Consider the following 17,578-nt stretch of genomic DNA (forward strand, 5'->3'; position numbering starts at 1 on the left):
CTCGGGAGGCTCCCATGACGACCGCACTTTCCCGCAGACGGTTCATCGGCATCAGCGCCGCGGCGGCCGGCATGAGCCTGCTGCCGCTGGCCGCCGGACACGCCGCCATGAACGACCCGAACATCCATGTCTGGCGGGGCTTTGCCCTCGGCGCGCCGGCGCGTGTCATCCTTCACCATTCCGATACAGCCGGGGCGCAGCGGCTGTTCGGTGAAATCGCCGCCGAAACCCGGCGGCTCGAAGCGATCTTCAGCCTGTTCCAGCCGGGATCGGAGATTTCCACGCTGAACCGGACGGGCGCGCTCGCCAACCCGTCCAGCGACATGGTTGCCCTGCTTGCCCGCTGCCGCACCATCCACGCCGAAAGCGGCGGCCTTTTCGACCCCACGGTGCAGCCGCTCTGGACATGCCTGGCGCGGCATTTTTCCGCCGAGGGCGCGGATCCCCGCGGTCCGGCGGCTGAGGAGATGCGCCGCGCGCTCGGGCAGATCGGCTTTAAGGCCGTGCGCTTCAACGCCGACCGTATCGCCTTCGGGCGGCGCTCCATGGCGCTGACGCTGAACGGCGTGGCGCAGGGCTACATAACCGACCGCATCGCCGAGCTTCTCGCCCGCCGGGGCCTGACCCGGAGCCTCGTCAACATGGGGGAATACCGCGCGCTTGCCACCAAGCCGGACGGCACGCCCTGGCGGATCGGCCTGTCGGTGCTGGAGACGGACACCACGCCGGACATCACCGTCGACATCGAGAATCAGGCGCTCGCCACGTCGAGCGCGCAGGGTTTCCGTTTCGACCCGGATGGCCGCTTCAACCATCTTCTCAACCCGAAGACCGGCCTCTCCGCCACCCTCTACAGCCATCTGACGGTCGTTGCGCCAAACGCCACCGACGCCGATGCCTGGGCAACCGCCTTCAGCCTGATGACGCCGGATGAGATCAGGGCAGCCCTTCCCCGGCTGGGCGGCGTGGCGGTACATTTGAAATCCGTCAATGGCGATCTCATGCATATTGACGCATGAGATACCGATCGTCGCGACGATTGTTTACATCGCATCCCCCGACGTCCTAAAAGACCATATCGTTAGCGGACAAGGGACGGATCATGATCGACCGCGAGCTCGTCGACGCCCTGCCGATCTTTCACGGGCTCGATGCTTCGGCGCTGGACAAGCTGCTGGCCCATGCAAGCCAGCGCAGCCACGCAAAGGGCGACACCGTCTTTCAGCAGGGCGAGGAAGCCACGCATTTCTATGTGCTGCTGCGCGGTCGGCTGAAAGTGCAGCAGGTGACGGCGGACGGCCAGCAATTCATCGTCCGCGTGGTCAATCCCGGCGACCTCTTCGGCTTCGCGATGGCGCTCGGCCGCACGCAATATCCCGGCACGCCCATCGCGGCGGTCGACAGCGTCACGCTCGCCTGGCCGATGGGCATGATGAACGACATCCTGCAACACAATCCCACATTCGCTATCAATACGATGCAGATGATCGGCCAGCGGCTCGATGCGGCGCACGACCGGCTTCGCGAAATGTCGACGCAGGAGGTGGAAGGACGCGTGGCCCATGCCGTCATTCGTCTGGCGCAGGAGGCCGGCGTCAAGTCGGGCAGCGAAATCCGCATCGATTTTCCCATCTCGCGGCAGGACATCGCCGAGATGACCGGCACCACGCTTCATACCGTCTCGCGCATCATCAGCCACTGGGAAACCAAGGGGCTGGTCAAGGGCGGCCGCCAGCTTCTCGTCATCGCGGATCTGGCAGGCTTGCGCCGGCTGGCCGGCGATGAAGCAAGCTGACAAAGATCAAAAAAACTTCCCCTCTTTGAGACAGAGCAAAGAGGGGTGCGGAGCACCGACCTAACGTCGCGTCAGTCCTTGAAGCAATGGAGACTGACAATGTTTGTTCGCGCAATCGGCATCCTCGCAGCCGTGGGTTTTTCGGCTCTGGCGGCCTTTCCGGCAAATGCCGCCGATATCGAAGTCAAGATGCTGAACAAGGGAGAGGCCGGCCCGATGGTGTTCGAGCCCGCCTACATCAAGGCCAATCCCGGTGACAACATCATTTTCCTGCCCACCGACAAGGGCCACAACGTCGAATCCGTCAAGGATATGCTGCCCGAGGGCGTCGAGAAGTTCAAAAGCAAGATGAACGAGGCCTACACCCTGACCGTGACGGAAGAAGGCGCTTATTTCGTAAAGTGCACCCCGCATTATACCATGGGCATGGTGGCGCTGATCGTCGTCGGCGATAATCCGTCCAATCTCGACGCGATCGTATCGGCCAAGAAACCCAAGACCGTGCAGAAGCGCCTGGAAAACGCCATCGCCTCCGGCAAGTAACCGCATTCCCGTCGAGCAAGAAGATACGCCATGAAAATCATCCGGGATAACGGGAGCGCCGCAACTGCAAGGACACCCGTTCCGCGCGGGCTGAAGACCACCGGGCCGGTTCTCTTCAGCTACGGCTTCCGTCCGTTCTTTCTGGGGGCAGGCCTCTGGGGCATGGTGGCCATGGTCTTCTGGCTGCTCGCCCTGATGACGGATTTGCCAATAGGCGGCTCCTACGGAGCCGCCTATTGGCACGCCCACGAGATGTTCTTCGGCTTCGCCACGGCGGCACTCGCCGGTTTTCTTCTCACCGCCGTTCCGAACTGGACGGGACGGCTCCCGGTGGCCGGCGGCCCGCTGATGGTGCTGGCCGGCGTCTGGCTCATGGGGCGGCTGGCGCTTCTCCAGCCGGATCTTCTGCCGCCCAACGTGGCGGTCGCCGTCGAAAGCCTGTTCCTGCCCTTCCTGCTGTTCATCTGTGCCCGCGAAATCGTCTCCGGCCGCAAGTGGAAGGACCTGAAGGTCGTTTTCGCGATCCTTCTTTTGACCGCCGCAAACCTCATGTTCCATTATGCGGTGCTGAGCGACGGCGATACCGCGCTTGCCGGACGCATCGCCGCTTCCGCCTATCTTCTGCTGATCGGCATCATCGGCGGCCGTATCGTTCCCAGCTTCACCCGCAATTGGCTGAACAAGCGCGGCGAGACCCGGTTTCCCACACCGGCGAACCGCTACGATACGGCAACGCTCATCGTCGGGGCGGCAGCGCTCGCCGGCTGGGTGCTTCTGCCGGATCATCAACTCACCGCCGCGCTTGCGGGCGTGGCCGCAATCATGCACGCCGTTCGCCTCTGGCGCTGGCGCGGCTGGGCGACGGCGGCCGAACCGCTGCTCCTGATCCTGCACGTCGCCTATGCTTTCCTCGCCCTGGGGTTTCTCGCCATCGCCGCTGCGGCAGGCGGACGGCTCGATCCCTATTCGGCCCTGCATGTGGTCACCATCGGCGCCATCGGCCTGATGATGCTCGCGGTGATGGGGCGCGCGACGCGAGGCCACACCGGCCGCGACCTCACTGCCTCGCGCGTCACGAGCCTGTCCTACGCCTGCCTCGTCGGCGCGGCGCTGTCACGACCGCTCGCCGAGGTCTTTCCGGCCCACTATCATACCCTCCTGGGCGTTTCCGCATTGCTGTGGATCATGGCCTTCGGACTGTTCCTGCTCGAATATACCCCGATGCTGGCGCGCGTACGGCGCTCGCCGCTCGCCCGTTGACCAAGCCTGCGTCAGACCGTCGCCGACAGCCCAGAATCGGAAGCCGCGCCGGGTGTCGCTCGACCCATCGCCGAGAGCCTTTCCGGGGCGTTCCCGATCGTCCGGAACGCAACCGCCAATCCCGCTTCGGCGGCGACGTTCGCCGCATCGTCGAGATCGAACCACTTGCGTGTCCAGCGATTGCGATCCGGCCAGTTCGTCAAGGTTCCGCGAACCCGCAACCCGAAGAGCGTGACGTGATGACGGTGCGATCCGTCGCCGTTTTCCTCCGCCGCCCGATGATAGGTGTAAAGCGGTGTGGAGCGGATATCGCCGATCACCCCCGCCGTTTGAAACGCCTCCATGGCAGCGGACAGATAGGGCGCCCGATCGCCTGCCGGATCGCCCACAGGGACGGTCCAGCCGCCGCGGCCCGGCGTCGTGACGAGAAGGACGCGCATATGGCCGCGCTTGTTCCTGCGCCAGGGAATGACGCCATATTGCTGCACGACGTCGCTCGTCAGGGGACCCGGCAGTTCCCGGGGGTTTTTCAGGGGGACGATACTCATAGCGTCCTCCCCGGCTGCCGGACCTGCTCGATCTGTCGGGCCTCAATTGCAAGATCATACGGATAGGCGATGGAAAGCCGCTTGCACCAGGGGCAGCGGCGGGCCGCCCGCGGCAGGTGACGATGGCACGAGGTGCAGAATTGCAGAGGGTTCGATTGTCTCATGAATACGCTCCATTAGAGCGACGTGCGTCGCTGGAATGAACCGCAATCTTTGGGAGCCCGGGAGCGGATTATGTGCGGCGTTCAAGATTCGAAAGGACACCGCTCCGGGCCGAAGAACGTGCTTCGCCGGCGAGCCTCGATACCTTGATGAACGTTTCCATGCACATGCTGATAATCTAGGGACGGGCCCTGCGGGATACAAGGGGCCGGACAGGCCGAAACGGGATATTTTTCTTTTTTTTCAGTAATTTGACTTTATCGCCACTCTGGCCGATAAAGAGCGCATGACGAGCTTGACGCATATCGCCTGCCTGCGGATCAGGCCACGCCTGCTCATCGGGCTCTAGCCTTGGTCTGGCCCTTCCGCCGGTCGGCGGAAACCGCGCCAGGGCACGACTTCACCATCTGCACACGCTTTCAAGCATGGACCGGCGCGAGGATCGCTCGCCCGGCGTGACCGCCTATGCCCGTTGCAAACCGGCCTTCCATATCGCCGGCGGCACACGGACCGAACATTGCGGAACAACTCAGGAGGCCGAATTGGATACTTTCAATCTGTTTCTCGAGATGGATGTCTCTCTGGCGGCCATCCTGCCCCACAGGGAAGCCATCCTCGCGTTTGCCGCGGATCGGCTCGCCGAAAGGGCCGACATGGAGTATGAAGACGCCAAGGCGGCGCTCAATGCCCGCGAACGGCTCGGCGCAACCGCCCTCGGCAACGGCATCGCCATGCCCCACGCATTGACACGGGCCTGCGTTCGTCCCGCCTGCGCGCTCATCGGCCTTTCGTCACCGGTCGATTTCGACGCGCCGGACGAAAAGGGCGTCGACGTGGTGCTGGCGCTGATATGGCCGCAAAGCCGGGCGCAGGAGTTTCTCAAGCTGTCTTCCACGATAAACCGTATTCTGCCGGACCCCGCCCTTCTTCAACTCATCCGGGGCGCAAGTTCGCCCGAACGCATCCGCAGCATGCTCCACGCCCGTGCCCGGGCCGACCGGCAGCGCATGTCGGGAGGGATCGGCGACGTCAGGGCGATCCTTTGCCATGAACATGCCAGCGTCCCTTACCCTGGCCGGATCGTTCCGTAACGCCGGAACAAACACGGGATACCCCGTGCCGGCACGCTGAGCGGATCGGCGGCTTCCGCATGGGGTCCGCACCAGCCCGGACGGAGGGGCAGAACATGCGGAAACCTGTCGACGGGCAAAACACGATCGTGCTATGAATCCATACTGGTCCTATTGTTGGACCAATATGGGAAACAGGGGACATGACCCGCACCAGCGCGGTAGAGAGCGTCGTCGCAAGGTTGCGCGCCGGGATCCGGCAGGATCACCAGCCCGGAGACCTGCTGAAGAACGAGCGCCTGATCGCCGAAGAGTTCGGCGTCAGCCGCAACACCGTGCGCGAGGCGCTGATCCACCTCGAAGCCTTCGGGATCATCGAAAAGACCCAACGCGGCCCGCGCGTCTGCGCCCCGAGTGTCGGCGCGGTCTTCCATGTCATGGACCAGTATTTCGACCGCAGTCTGAAGAGTTGCCTCGATCTGCTCGATTTCCGCCGGATGATCGACATCGGCGCCCTGCCGCAGGTCGTCGAGCGTATCGGCGATGCCGATATCGACCGCCTGGAAAGCCATCTCGAACAGATGCACAATTCGCTGACGGCCCACGAGGGCGCGCTTGCCGACTACGCCTTTCACAACGAGATCATCCGCATTTCCGGCAATCATGTCCTGGAGACGCTCTACAAGGTGCTGTCGGATACGCTGGTCTTCTACATGGAGATCGGCAAGAGCAATCCGGTCAACCGCGAAAAGACGCTCGAGGATCATGGCGCCATTCTGCGGGGACTTCGCAAGCGCTCGCTCGAGGCGACGATCCGCGCCTTCCGCCATCATTACGACTACAGCGAACGCAGCGTGCGGGCAGCCTACGAGAAGGCCGCACCGAAGCGGCGCAGAATGGAAACGGAGCCATGAAAGCACTGAGGATAGAGCGGGAGAATGTCACCCGCTTCCACGAGGTGGAACCGGTTTCCCCGGGACTGGCGGACGTAAGGGTGGCGGTGCGCCATATCGGCTTGTGCGGCAGCGATTACAACACGTTCAAGGGCCTCAATCCGCTGGTGCAACTGCCGCGCATTCCCGGCCACGAGATCGGCGGCGAGATCCTGTCCGCCGGAACCGATGTGGATGCCGCCTATCGGCCCGGCCGGCGCGTCATCGTCATGCCCTACACCAGTTGCGGCACCTGTAGCTCCTGCCGCAAGGGCCGGCCGAACGCCTGTCGATACAATCGCACGCTGGGCGTCCAGCAGGATGGGGGGCTGGCGGAGGAAATCGTGCTTCCGGCAGAAAAACTCATCCTCAACGATACGCTGCCGGCGCGCCACCTGGCGCTGGTCGAGCCGCTTTCGGTCGGGTTCCACGCCGTCGGTCGCGGGCGGGTGCAGGCGGGCGAGACCGTCGCCGTGCTCGGCCTCGGCATGATCGGGATGGGCGTGCTGATCGGCGCGGTCGCACGGGGCGCGGATGTCATTGCCGTCGATCCGAGCGGCGACAAGCGCGCACTGGCGCTGGCGTTCGGCGCACGGCACGCGCTTCCCGCCGGCGGCGAGGAACTGACGCGCGAAGTTGCCAAACTGACGGGTGACGATGGCGTCGACGTCGCCTTCGAGGCTGTCGGCCTGCCGGCGACCTTCACCCAGGCTGTCGACCTTGCCGGCTTTTCCGGCCGGGTCGTCTACGTCGGCTATTCCAAGGCTCCGGTCACCTATCAGACCCAGTTCTTCAACCTCAAGGAGCTGGACATCATGGGTTCCCGCAACGCCACCCTCGAGGATTTCCACGCGGTGGTCGCCCATCTCGAAACCATCGGTGACAGGGCCGACCGGCTCATCTCGAAAGTCTTCCCCTTCCACGAGGCCGAGGCGGCACTTCCCTATTGGGACGACCATCGCGATGCCCTCAAGATCATCATAGAGCGGATCTGACCATGCAAGACCCATCGTCCCCGACGTCCCGCCCGTCCTTCCCGGCGGCATTCGAACAGGCATTCGGGCTGGCCGGCCGGCATGCCCTCGTCACCGGCGGCGGCAGCGGCCTTGGCCTTGCCATCGCCCGGGCGATGGCCGCAGCCGGCGCAAGCGTCACCATCGCCGGCCGCCGGCTGGAATTGCTGGAGGAAGCCGCCGCGACGATCGGCCCGAATGTCCGCGGGCTCCGCCTCGACCTCCGCGACACCGCGTCGATCGGCGATTTCGCCGCCAAAGTGGAAGAAGCCCATGGGCCGGTGGACATTCTCGTCAACAACGCCGGCAACACGGTGAAGAAACCCTTCGAGGAACAGACGATGGAAGACCTCGATCAGGTCTTCGATGTCCATGTGCGCGGGGCGCTGGAGCTGACGCGCCACATCATTCCCGGCCAGGCAGCGCGCGGCGGCGGCTCGGTGCTGTTCATCGCCTCCATGACCTCCTTTATCGGCCAGCCCCTCGTCATCGGCTACACCACGGCCAAATCGGCGCTGACCGGCGTCGTTCGCGGCCTCTCGGCCGAATATGCAGGACGCAATGTCCGCGTCAACGCCATCGCCCCCGGCTGGATCGACACCGATCTGTTCCGCGCCGCCACGTCCAACGACCGCGCCCGCTACGACAAGATCATCGGCCGCATCCAGATGGGCAGGGTCGGCCAGCCGGAAGACATCGGCTGGGCGTCCGTCTTTCTCGCCTCCAACGCCGCCGCCTATGTCACGGGCCAGACGCTGGTGGTCGACGGCGGCGCCCTCGTCGGCTTCTGAGCACGACCGGCTCCTCCTGATCCACCGCAAGCCTGTCGCCACGCGGCCTCTTCAGGGAGCTTGCGATCCGGTGACGGTGACATAGATGGCGTAGAGCGAGTTGGTCGCGGCGATGAAAAGCCTATTGCGCCTTGGGCCGCCGAACGTCAGGTTCGCCACCGTCTGGGGCACGAGAATCTTGCCGAGGCGCGTTCCGTCCGGCGCGAAGCAATGAACACCGTCGCCGGCGCTCGACCAGAGGTTCCCCTGCGTATCGGTGCGAATGCCGTCGGGGATCCCCTCGTCGATCAGGCAGAAGACGCGGCCGTTCTCCAGTCGCCTGCCGTCGGCCACGTCGAAGGCGCGGATATGGCGCGGCAGCGTTTCATCGTGGCTCGCCCCGGAATCCGCGACATAGAGCACACGTTCATCCGGTGAGAAGGCGAGCCCGTTCGGCTGGTTGAAATCCGTGACGACGGCCTCGATCGCTCCGCTTTCGGGGTCGAGCCGGTAGACATTGCGCGTCGCCTGTTCGGGTACGGCGCGATAGCCCTCGTAATCCGAAAGGATGCCGTAGGTCGGATCGGTGAACCAGATCGATCCGTCCGATTTCACCACCGCATCGTTGGGGGAGTTGAGCGGCTTGCCGGCGTGTCTTTCCGCCAGCACGGTAAGCGTGCCGTCGGGCTCGGTGCGCGTCACCCGCCGCAGCCCATGCTCGCAGGCGACGAGACGTCCCTGCCGGTCGCGCGTCAGGCCGTTTGCGAAATTCGAGGGTTCACGGAAGACGGAAACGCCGCCGCCCGGCGTCCAGCGCAGGATGCGCTGGTTCGGAATATCGCTCCACAGCAACTGATTGGCGTCGCCGAACCAGACCGGGCCTTCCGCCCAGCGGCAGCCGGAATAAAGCTCTTCCAGACGGGCGCTGCCGACGATCATGTGAGGAAAACGCGGGTCGTCAACGTGGTAGAGGGGAGCAATGGGCATGTCGGATGATCCAGGGGTTAGCGCGCGCCCGGCTTGCGGCCGCCGGCAAGCAGGATGACGCTGATAATGATGAGGCCGGTCATGATGAGGCGGATACCCGCCCCCAGACCGTAGGTATTGAGCATGGAGACGACGAGAAACATGAAGAGCGAGGCGCCCCATATGCCCGGCACGTTGGAATCCCCGCCCGCCACGGCCGTACCGCCGATAACGACGACGGCAATGGACATCAGCAGATATTCCGATCCCATGTTGAGCGCAGCACCGCCGGAGAAGCAGGCGAGCAGATAACCGGCCAGCGCCGCCAGAACCGCGCAGAACACATAGGTGATGAAGCGCACGCCGTCGACCGGAATGCCGGCCATCCGGGCAGCCGGCATGCTCTGGCCGATCGCCGATATCCAGCGCCCGTAAACGGTCTTCTCAAGCACCAGCCAGGACAGAAGCGACAGCGCCAGCGCCACCAGCGCGAGATTGGGCACGCCGAGCGTTGCCGATGTGGTGAAGTCGGCAAGAAAGGACGGCGGCTTGATACGCAGGCCGCGATTGGTCCAGATCGCCGCCGACTGCACGATGAAGCTCATGGACAAGGTCGCGATGATCGGCGGGATGCGCAACGCCTTGATAAGCGCATAATTGCCGATCCCGACCGCGACGCCGATCAGCACGGCGACCGCCAGACCGGGCAGGATCATGCCGTTCTCGACATTCATGAACTTCAGCGCCACCGTTCCGGCGAGCGTCATCGTGGCCGGAACCGACAGGTCGATATTGCCCGGCCCGAGCGTGATGACGAACATCTGGCCAAGACCGACGATGATCGAGAAGGCTGCGAAAGTAAGGGCCGCCTGCGTCAGGCCGAGCGTGCTTGCGCCACCGGTGACCATGATCGTCGCGAACCAGATGACGAAAGCCGCCCCCCACGACCAGATCCACGGTCTGGAAAACAGCCTGACGAGCGCGTTCATCGGCCATGCCCCCGCTTTTCGACGCGATTGAAGACCAACCGCAGCGCCAGCACCAGAATGAGGATCGCGCCCTGCGCGCCGATCTGCCAGTCGGGCGAAATCCGCAGGAAGGACAGGAAGGAACCCGCCAGCGTCAGCGTCAGCGCGCCGATGACCGCGCCCACGGGCGAGATGCGCCCGCCGATGAATTCGCCGCCGCCGAGAATGACGCCGGCGATGGAAAGCAGCGTATACCGCAAGGCGATATTGGCGTCAGCGGAGGTGGTGAGTCCGACCAGCGCGATACCGGCGAGCACGGCGAAGAGGCCCGCCAGTCCATAGGCCGCGGCACGGGCGGCGACGATGGACCACCCCGCCCGCTCGACCGAGCGCTCATTGCCGCCGACCCCCCGGATCAGCACGCCGAGCGAAAGCCGCATGACGATGACGTGGGCGACGACGGCGATGACGACGGCGGCCACGATCGCTATCGGCACAAGGGGCGGCTTCATCGTCATCAACGCCCGCACCCAGTCCGGCGCCTGACCGCCGGGAGCCGGCAACAGCAGGACGGCAAGCCCCGCCCAGACGAAGCTCATGCCGAGCGTGACGACGATGGACGGAAGATTGCGCAGGTGGATGACGACGCCGAGGGCGGCATAGACGAGCACCGAACCGGCGAGGATGACGACGCCGACAAGCGGCGCGTCGCGCAGGAACGTCGCGGTGACGCAGGCGACGAAGCTGACGAAAGTGCCCATGGAAAGGTCGAGATCGTTTACCGCCATGATGAACATCTGCGCCACCGTCGCAAGCGCGATGGGGACGGCAAGGTTGAACAGCAGGTTGATGCCGACGTAACTCATGGCCCGCGGCTGAAGCCAGAACACCGCTGCAAGCAGCACCGCCAGCGACAGGGCCGGGATCAGCAACCGGATGAAATCGGCAGGCGACCGGCGGATCATGCCGCGCCTCTCTCAAAGGAGGCGGCGAGGATATTGTCTTCGCTCACCGCATCGCCCGCAAGTTCCGCCACGATCGCGCCTTCGCGGAAAACATAGACGCGGTCGCACAGGCAGACTTCTTCCATCTCCGTCGAATACCAGACGAAGGTGCGGCCACCGGCGGCCTCCTGCCGGACGATCTCATAGACTTCCTGCTTCGTTCCGACATCGACGCCGCGCATCGGATCATCCATCAGCACGACCGGCGCACGGGTCGCCAGCGCACGGGCGAACAGCACCTTCTGCTGATTGCCGCCGGACAACGAAAGGATCCGGTTTTCCATGTCGGGCGTGCGGATTTCGATGCGCTTGCGCCAATCGGCTCCACGCACCCCCTCCCTGTCGGATCGCACCAGCCCCAGGCGGGAAAGATCGCCAAGCGAGGCGATCGAGAAATTGCGCAGGATGCTCCACAGTTCGAAAACGCCGTTCAGCCGGCGGTCGCCGGCCACGAACGTCACGGCCGGATCGCGGCGCGGCAGCCAGTCGCTGCTATTGGCGGCATGCAGCCGCATCAGCATCGCGGTCTGGCCGTGGCCGGCAAGACCGGCCAGTCCGACAACCTCGCCCCGGCGCGCCCGGAAGGGCAATCCGCCACCGGTCCATTCGAGAACCGGCGGAGCGCCGGAAAAGTCCTGGCTTCGCCCGCGCGCGCCCTCCTGCCTGACGACACTGCCCATCGTCTCGACAAGGCTGTTCTCGCTGAATGCATCGGCAGGCCGATCGGCGACGATCCGCCCGTCCTTCATCACCACGATACGGTCGGCAGTCGAAAGAATCTCGCCGAGAATATGCGAAATGAGGATGACCGCACCCCCTGCCGCCACGAAGCGGCGGACATGGGCGAGCATCTGTTCGGCAAGACTTGCATCGAGCGAGGACGTCGGCTCATCGAGGATCACCAGGCGCGGCGCGACGCCGGCGTCCGAAAAGGCCATCGCGATCTCTACCATCTGCCGCTCGGCGATCGACAGTTCCCCGACCGTCCGGTCACCGGCGATGCGATGGCCGGGGAAGACGGCATCGAGACTTTCCTCGATCACCGCGCAGGCGCGGGATCGCCAGCCGAAGCCGCCGATCCGGCGATGCATCAGGCGCGTATTTTCCGCGACCGTGAGATTGGGACAAAGCGACAGCTCCTGGAAAACACAACGCACGCCCATCGCCCGGGCGGCGTTGACGCCATAGCGCGCCAGCGGCTCCCCATCGCCGGAAAGCGTGCCTTCATGAGGCGTGAGACCGCCGTTGATGACGCTGACGATGGTGGACTTGCCGGCCCCGTTGTGGCCGACCAGCCCGACACATTCGCCCGGCATGATGGCAAGCGTGGCGCCGTCGAGGGCCTTGACCGCGCCAAAACTCACCCTGGCATCGGCGACTTCGATGACCGCCTTGCGCGAATGTACCATCATGGATTCTGTCTTCCGTCGCCAGGAAAACGGATCGCACCCCGCAGCAGCGGGCCACGATCCGTTTCAGGGCACCAGAGCAATTCCGATGAAATCCAGCCGGAATTGCTCTCATCATTGTTTTTACCGCATTATCCGACGCCGGAGCGATCTCGCTTCGGCTGGAAATGCTCTAGTTCGCCGCCTCGATCACCTGGAGCGCATCGTCCTGCGAATATTCCACATTCGCCACGCCGCCGGCCGGCGTGGTTTCCAGGTTGGCCTCCAGGTTGTCCTGATCGATGCGCAGGAAGGGAACGACGAGGTCCTTCTTCACGTCCTTGCCGTCGAGGATCTGCTGGGCCACCCAGAAGGCGAGCGTGGAAACGCCGGGCGCGATGGAGACGGACATGGTCTCATAACCGTTCGCGTCCTTCTGTTCCTTCCACCATTTCAGTTCGTCCTCGCGATTACCCATCACGATAACGGGCATGGGCCGCCCCACCGCGGCGATGGCCTGCGCCGCGCCGTAACCGTCACCGCCCTGCGTCACCACGCCGACGATCTCCGGCAGGCTCGGCAGGATGCCCGCGACGGCCTTCTGCGCCACGTCCTGCGCCCAGTCACCATGAACGGAGCCGGCGACCTTGAATTGCGGGAACTGCTCGACGCCGGCGTGAATGCCGCCGGAAATCTCGTCATCGACGAAAACGCCGGCAAGGCCCCGGATTTCCAGGAGGTTCCCCCCGTCGGCCAGCTTGCCGGACAGGAACTCGATCTGACTGCGGCCCATTTCCTTGAAATCCACGGCGATACGCCATGCGCAGGGCTCGGTGGCGATACCGTCGAAGGAGACGACCGTGATACCGGCGTCGCAGGCTTCCTTGATCGCCCCGTTGAGCGCCGTCGGGGACGCAGCGTTGATGACGATGGCGTCATAGCCTTGCAGGATCATGTTCTGGATCTGGGCGGCCTGTTCGGTGGCCTGGTTCTCGGCGGTGGTGAAAGCGTCGGCGGCGGCGACGACACCGGCCTTGACGGCTTCGCCCGTCACCTTCTCCCAGCTCTCCAGCATCGCCTGACGCCAGGAATTTCCGGCATAGTTGTTGGACAGCGCGATTTTCTTGCCCGACGTGTCTGCCAATGCGGACACCGGCATTGCGGCGCATGCGATGGCAACGGACGCCAGCAGCAGCTTGCGGATCTTCATGTGTCTCTCTCCCTCGGGATCCGTATCGGACGGATCGATCCACGCGCCGCAGACGGCGATGGAAATTGTTCTTGCACTGAGGTTCCTCCTCTCAGTAAAGGCATGATGCGGGAGAAGGGCCGTGCTGTACAGGCGCGATACGGCAAACCGTTTGCGGGTTCTGCGCCAGAAGTTGCGGGTTTACGCAAGACGCGGAGCCGGCCGGCGGCGCTTACTTGCAAGGGAGGGAGCGGCCGTGGAAGGTACGCCCGCATCCTGGAGGAACCGGCCATGCCAGATCACGCGCCCGCTGCCCTGTTCGGACATTATCTCGGCATTTCGCGGCTGCTTGCCGGCCAGCTCGATTTCCGCTCGGCCATCCGTTCCGTCGCGGCCGAGATCGCCCATATCATTCCCCACGATCATCTCGACGTCTGCGTGCTGATCGACGACGGCAACTATCACACCGCCTATGAAACCGGCATGGAGACCGCCTGGGGCGACATGGCCGGTGCGCCGGTCCATGCCAGTCCGATCCGCACGCTGCTGCGCGGGGACGTGGATTACCTGCTTTCCGACGATGCGATGCATGATCCGCGCTTCCATTTCGAAGGCGCCTTCAAGGGGCCGATCGACGAGCAGCTGCTGCGAAGCCGCGTCCATGTTCCCATGAAGGTGCAGGGCGCCATCATCGCCGCGCTCTCCTGTTCATCGCAAACGCCCGGCCTCTACACGATGGACGACGTCGACCATGCCCGCATTGTCGCCGATCTGCTGACGCCCTATTTCTTCGCGCTGCGCGCGGCTGAAATGGCGCAGCGCTCCGCTCTCATCGAGGTCGAGGCGCGTGCTCGCGAGGAAGGCCTGCGCCTCGGCGCGCTGAAACTCACGGAGGCGCTGGAACAGGAACGCCAGCGCATCGGCATGGACCTGCACGATCAGACGCTCGCCGACCTGACGCGCATCACCCGGCGTCTCGACCGGCTGTCGCGCGGCGGGGAGATCCCGCCCGAGGCGCTGGAGCCGGCCTTGCGCTCCTTGCATCACTGCATGCAGGATCTGCGGCAGATCATCGAGCAGGCCAAGCCTTCGGTACTACAGCTTTTCGGTCTCGCGCAGGCCATCGAAAACCATCTCGACCGCTCGATCCGCGACAGCGGCGCGCCGATCGAATGGGCGCTTGTCGACGAGACGGAAGGCGGTCTGGAGGCGCTTGAGCCGAACGTCGGCGTGGCGCTGTTCCGCATCGCGCAGGAAGCGATCAACAATGCCGTCCGTCATGCCAGACCGACGTCGATCACCGTGCGCCTGCGCATTTGCGACGGCCAGCTTACGCTCGGGATCTGCGACGACGGTCGTGGCGTCACCCGGCAACGCGGCCATATCGGCGGCGGTATCGACAACATCAAGACACGCGCCGACCTCATATCGGCCTGTTGCACGATCGGCCCGGGGCGCGGTGAACGCGGCACCATGGTAACCGTGAGCCGCCCGCTCGTGGCCGCCTGCGCGCATCCGGCTATGGAGGACGGGGCATGAAGGTTCTGATCGTCGAGGACGACCCGCTTCACCGCTCCTATCTGCACGAGGCGGTCTGCGCCGCCCTGCCGGAATGCGAGACGGTGATCGAAGCGGCGAGCGGCACGACCGGCGAGACCCTGGCGCGCGACCATAAATCGGCGCATATCGTCATGGATCTCCAGATGGCGAACCGCAACGGCATCGAGGCGGCGCGCACGATCTGGAAGGAGCGGCCGGAAACCCGCATCCTGTTCTGGTCCAACTATTCCGACGAGGCCTATGTGCGCGGCGTTTCCCGCATCGTGCCCGATGGCGCAGCCTATGGCTACGTGCTGAAATCCGCCTCCGACGAACGGCTGAAGCTCGCATTGCGCTCGATCTTCGTGGAAAACCAATGCGTCATCGACCGCGAGGTCCGCGGCCTGCAACAAAAGAGCCTCGGACAGAATAACGGCTTCACCGATTCCGAATATGAAATCCTCGTCGATATCGCGCTGGGGCTCACGGACCGCGCCATCGCGCGGCGGCGCAACCTCTCGCTGCGCAGCGTCCAGAACCGCCTGCAATCGCTTTACGACAAGCTCGACGTCTATCAGACCGTCGGCTTCGAGCAGGAGGACGGGCGCTTCAACCTGCGCACCCGCGCCGTCACCATCGCCTTTCTGCGCAAGCTCCTGAACTATAGCGCGCTGGAACGGGCGGAGGCAGAGTTGCAGGAATGGCTGGCCGAACGCGCGTGACCTATCTTGTTCCGCACGGGGAGCGGTGATCTCCGACCGCTATTTTCATAGCGGGCTGGAAACGGTAGCGAAGAACGACAGGACCCGCTCACCTAAACGGTACGGCTTCATTTTCGTTGCGGTCCGCCAGCCGGCGGCAGGGGATTGGCGGCAAACAGTCCGCCGACATAAGACAGGCCGTCGGCCTCGGACAGGGACGCAAGATCGCGGAACCCGGGCGCCTGCCGGCCATCGGTATGGGATTGCGGTTCGTAGTGCAGCTGGTTGGTCATCCTGCGCTGCAGAAGCGGATTCCTGGTATTGGAAACGCCGTTGACGATCTCGAATTTCAATTGCCGGGCTTCCATCCCTTCGACCACCAGCGCAGCCATATCCTCGCCGCTGATCCAGATGCGCTCCCTCCGCCCATCCACAATCTGCGTGTCCGCGTTTCCGATCCTGACGACGAGGGTGCGAATTCCGAACTTCATGGAGTACATGGCGCAAGCCGCTTCGCCGAACGCCTTGCTCAGACCATAGAAGCCATCGGGAGCAATCGGCGCGCTCTCGTCCCATGAGCGGCTGGACGGCAGCATACCGATAATATGGTGGCTGCTGGCGAAAATGAACCGGTCGATCGCCTTGTTCCGGCAGGCTTCAAGCAGGAGAAGCACCGAACGATAGTTCGGATCGAGCGAAGCCTCGAAGGAAAGATCCTTTGAAACCGCTCCCGCCAAATGCAGGATGCCGTCGACATTTTCCGTAATCGTATCGACGAACGCGGCCGATGCAATATCGCCGGGAACGAAGACCTCGCCCTCATGGGGGTCCAGATGCTTGCGCCCCGTCAGCACCAGATCGTAGCGCTTGCGCAGAAGAGGGCGAAGCAGGGTGCCCACCGCTCCCGTCGCACCGGTCATCAAAAGTCTTTTCTTTTCCATGGGAGGCTCCTTTCTCACGCCGCGCCGCCGAGGGGGCCGGCGACAAGCGCGCGGTGGAATTGCTCGGGGGCCTCCCACATCGGATAGTGCCCGCAATCATCGAGAACCGAGAATCGGACGTTCCCGAACCAGACGCCGATGCTTTCCCGCAGGCGGGTTTCCGACGCACCGGGATCGAGCCGCCCGATGACGACATGCACGGGAACCGCCACATCGTGGATCTCGTCCTCAAAACCCCGTCCCGTCCACGAGAGCATGTAAGCCTGCAAAACATCGGGCCGCGTCCCCGCGATACTGGTCTCGCACAATGCCGATAGCCACCCGTCCGCCTGAACACGGCCTGTGTTGGCGTCGATAAGCTGCTTGCGAGCGCCGGCGTCGGTTGTGGCGGTGACCAGGAGATTCCAACGATCCTGGTCGATCCGTGCGCCCGACGCCGGAACGGGCGCAACCAGAATTGCCGATAACAGCCGTTCTGGAGCGTCCACGAGGATGCGCTGCGCCGACATCCCAGCCATGGAATGACCGAGAACGTGAAAGCGGTCCCAGCCGAGCCCATCCGCGCAGGCAAGCATGTCTTCGGCAATCTGCTCGATGGTGAAGGGTCCGGCCCGGTTCTGGCGGGATCCGTAGCCGCGCGCGTCGAGCAGTGCCACTGTAAACCGCTCGTTGTCGATGAAGGACAGCATCGGATCGAAAAGATGGTGGTCGCCCATCCAGCCAGCGACGGCGATGAGCCGTATCGGACCGTGGCCGAGGACTTTTGCAGGTTCGACTTTCTCCGCCATA

Annotated in this window: 18 protein-coding genes; 10 read left to right on the forward strand and 8 right to left on the reverse strand. The window is 64.2% G+C overall.

The annotated features are described in order from the left end of the window. The first annotated feature begins 14 nt into the window (after positions 1-14). From KYK29_RS14720 to KYK29_RS14735, 4 genes are all read left to right on the forward strand, one after another. Positions 15-1,019, forward strand: a complete 1,005-nt coding sequence (locus KYK29_RS14720; protein ID WP_254691662.1) for an FAD:protein FMN transferase — start codon at positions 15-17, stop codon at positions 1,017-1,019. An 83-nt stretch (positions 1,020-1,102) separates the two neighbouring features. After that, positions 1,103-1,795, forward strand: a complete 693-nt coding sequence (locus KYK29_RS14725) for a Crp/Fnr family transcriptional regulator (protein ID WP_254691663.1) — start codon at positions 1,103-1,105, stop codon at positions 1,793-1,795. 99 nt (positions 1,796-1,894) lie between these two features. Then, complete coding sequence (locus tag KYK29_RS14730) at positions 1,895-2,338, forward strand: pseudoazurin (RefSeq protein ID WP_254691664.1); 444 nt, start codon at positions 1,895-1,897, stop codon at positions 2,336-2,338. Positions 2,339-2,368: 30 nt separating this feature from the next. Next, on the forward strand, positions 2,369-3,598 hold the full coding sequence (locus KYK29_RS14735) for an NnrS family protein (protein ID WP_254691665.1): 1,230 nt from the start codon (positions 2,369-2,371) through the stop codon (positions 3,596-3,598). 11 nt (positions 3,599-3,609) lie between these two features. On the opposite strand, the gene KYK29_RS14740 is transcribed toward KYK29_RS14735, so the two are convergent. Next, entirely contained in the window at positions 3,610-4,146 is a 537-nt protein-coding gene (locus KYK29_RS14740) for an NUDIX hydrolase (protein ID WP_254691666.1), read from the reverse strand. 704 nt (positions 4,147-4,850) lie between these two features. On the opposite strand from KYK29_RS14740, the gene KYK29_RS14745 reads away from it, so the two are divergent. From KYK29_RS14745 to KYK29_RS14760, 4 genes are all read left to right on the forward strand, one after another. Then, a complete protein-coding gene (locus tag KYK29_RS14745) occupies positions 4,851-5,399 on the forward strand; it encodes a PTS sugar transporter subunit IIA (protein WP_254691667.1) in 549 nt (182 codons plus the stop codon). A gap of 182 nt (positions 5,400-5,581) precedes the next feature. After that, the gene (locus KYK29_RS14750; RefSeq protein WP_254691668.1) at positions 5,582-6,292 is read left to right on the forward strand and encodes a FadR/GntR family transcriptional regulator; all 711 of its coding nucleotides are present in this window, start codon (positions 5,582-5,584) and stop codon (positions 6,290-6,292) included. Next, a complete protein-coding gene (locus KYK29_RS14755) occupies positions 6,289-7,305 on the forward strand; it encodes a zinc-binding alcohol dehydrogenase family protein (protein WP_254691669.1) in 1,017 nt (338 codons plus the stop codon). The genes KYK29_RS14750 and KYK29_RS14755 overlap by 4 nt, the downstream gene beginning before the upstream one ends. Positions 7,306-7,307: 2 nt before the next feature. After that, positions 7,308-8,114 (forward strand): SDR family NAD(P)-dependent oxidoreductase, encoded by an 807-nt coding sequence (locus KYK29_RS14760; RefSeq protein WP_254691670.1) that lies wholly within the window; start codon positions 7,308-7,310, stop codon positions 8,112-8,114. 51 nt (positions 8,115-8,165) lie between these two features. Here the strand turns inward: KYK29_RS14760 and KYK29_RS14765 are convergent, their stop codons facing one another. The 5 genes from KYK29_RS14765 to KYK29_RS14785 form a co-directional block, all read right to left on the reverse strand. After that, complete coding sequence (locus tag KYK29_RS14765) at positions 8,166-9,080, reverse strand: SMP-30/gluconolactonase/LRE family protein (protein ID WP_254691671.1); 915 nt, start codon at positions 9,078-9,080, stop codon at positions 8,166-8,168. Between the two features lie 17 nt (positions 9,081-9,097). Next, positions 9,098-10,048, reverse strand: coding sequence for an ABC transporter permease (locus KYK29_RS14770; protein WP_254691672.1), 951 nt, complete (start codon positions 10,046-10,048; stop codon positions 9,098-9,100). Then, positions 10,045-10,992, reverse strand: a complete 948-nt coding sequence (locus tag KYK29_RS14775; RefSeq protein ID WP_254691673.1) for an ABC transporter permease — start codon at positions 10,990-10,992, stop codon at positions 10,045-10,047. The genes KYK29_RS14770 and KYK29_RS14775 overlap by 4 nt, the downstream gene beginning before the upstream one ends. After that, entirely contained in the window at positions 10,989-12,440 is a 1,452-nt protein-coding gene (locus tag KYK29_RS14780; RefSeq protein WP_254691722.1) for a sugar ABC transporter ATP-binding protein, read from the reverse strand. Before KYK29_RS14780 ends, KYK29_RS14775 begins: the two co-directional genes overlap by 4 nt. A 172-nt stretch (positions 12,441-12,612) precedes the next feature. Beyond that, complete coding sequence (locus tag KYK29_RS14785) at positions 12,613-13,629, reverse strand: ABC transporter substrate-binding protein (RefSeq protein WP_254691674.1); 1,017 nt, start codon at positions 13,627-13,629, stop codon at positions 12,613-12,615. 270 nt (positions 13,630-13,899) lie between these two features. Here KYK29_RS14785 and KYK29_RS14790 point away from each other — a divergent pair, with 270 nt between their 5' ends. Then, a complete protein-coding gene (locus KYK29_RS14790) occupies positions 13,900-15,147 on the forward strand; it encodes a GAF domain-containing sensor histidine kinase (protein WP_254691675.1) in 1,248 nt (415 codons plus the stop codon). Next, positions 15,144-15,869: a response regulator transcription factor gene (locus KYK29_RS14795; protein ID WP_254691676.1), complete on the forward strand. Its 726-nt coding sequence runs from the start codon at positions 15,144-15,146 to the stop codon at positions 15,867-15,869. The genes KYK29_RS14790 and KYK29_RS14795 overlap by 4 nt, the downstream gene beginning before the upstream one ends. Positions 15,870-15,976: 107 nt before the next feature. Here the strand turns inward: KYK29_RS14795 and KYK29_RS14800 are convergent, their stop codons facing one another. Together KYK29_RS14800 and KYK29_RS14805 are read right to left on the reverse strand one after the other, a co-directional pair. Next, positions 15,977-16,789, reverse strand: coding sequence for an NAD-dependent epimerase/dehydratase family protein (locus KYK29_RS14800; RefSeq protein ID WP_254691677.1), 813 nt, complete (start codon positions 16,787-16,789; stop codon positions 15,977-15,979). 14 nt (positions 16,790-16,803) lie between these two features. Further along, the gene (locus KYK29_RS14805; protein WP_254691678.1) at positions 16,804-17,577 is read right to left on the reverse strand and encodes an alpha/beta fold hydrolase; all 774 of its coding nucleotides are present in this window, start codon (positions 17,575-17,577) and stop codon (positions 16,804-16,806) included. Between the last annotated feature and the right edge of the window lies 1 nt (position 17,578).

This window comes from Shinella daejeonensis (assembly GCF_024281235.1).
Taxonomy (GTDB): Bacteria; Pseudomonadota; Alphaproteobacteria; order Rhizobiales; family Rhizobiaceae; genus Shinella; species Shinella daejeonensis.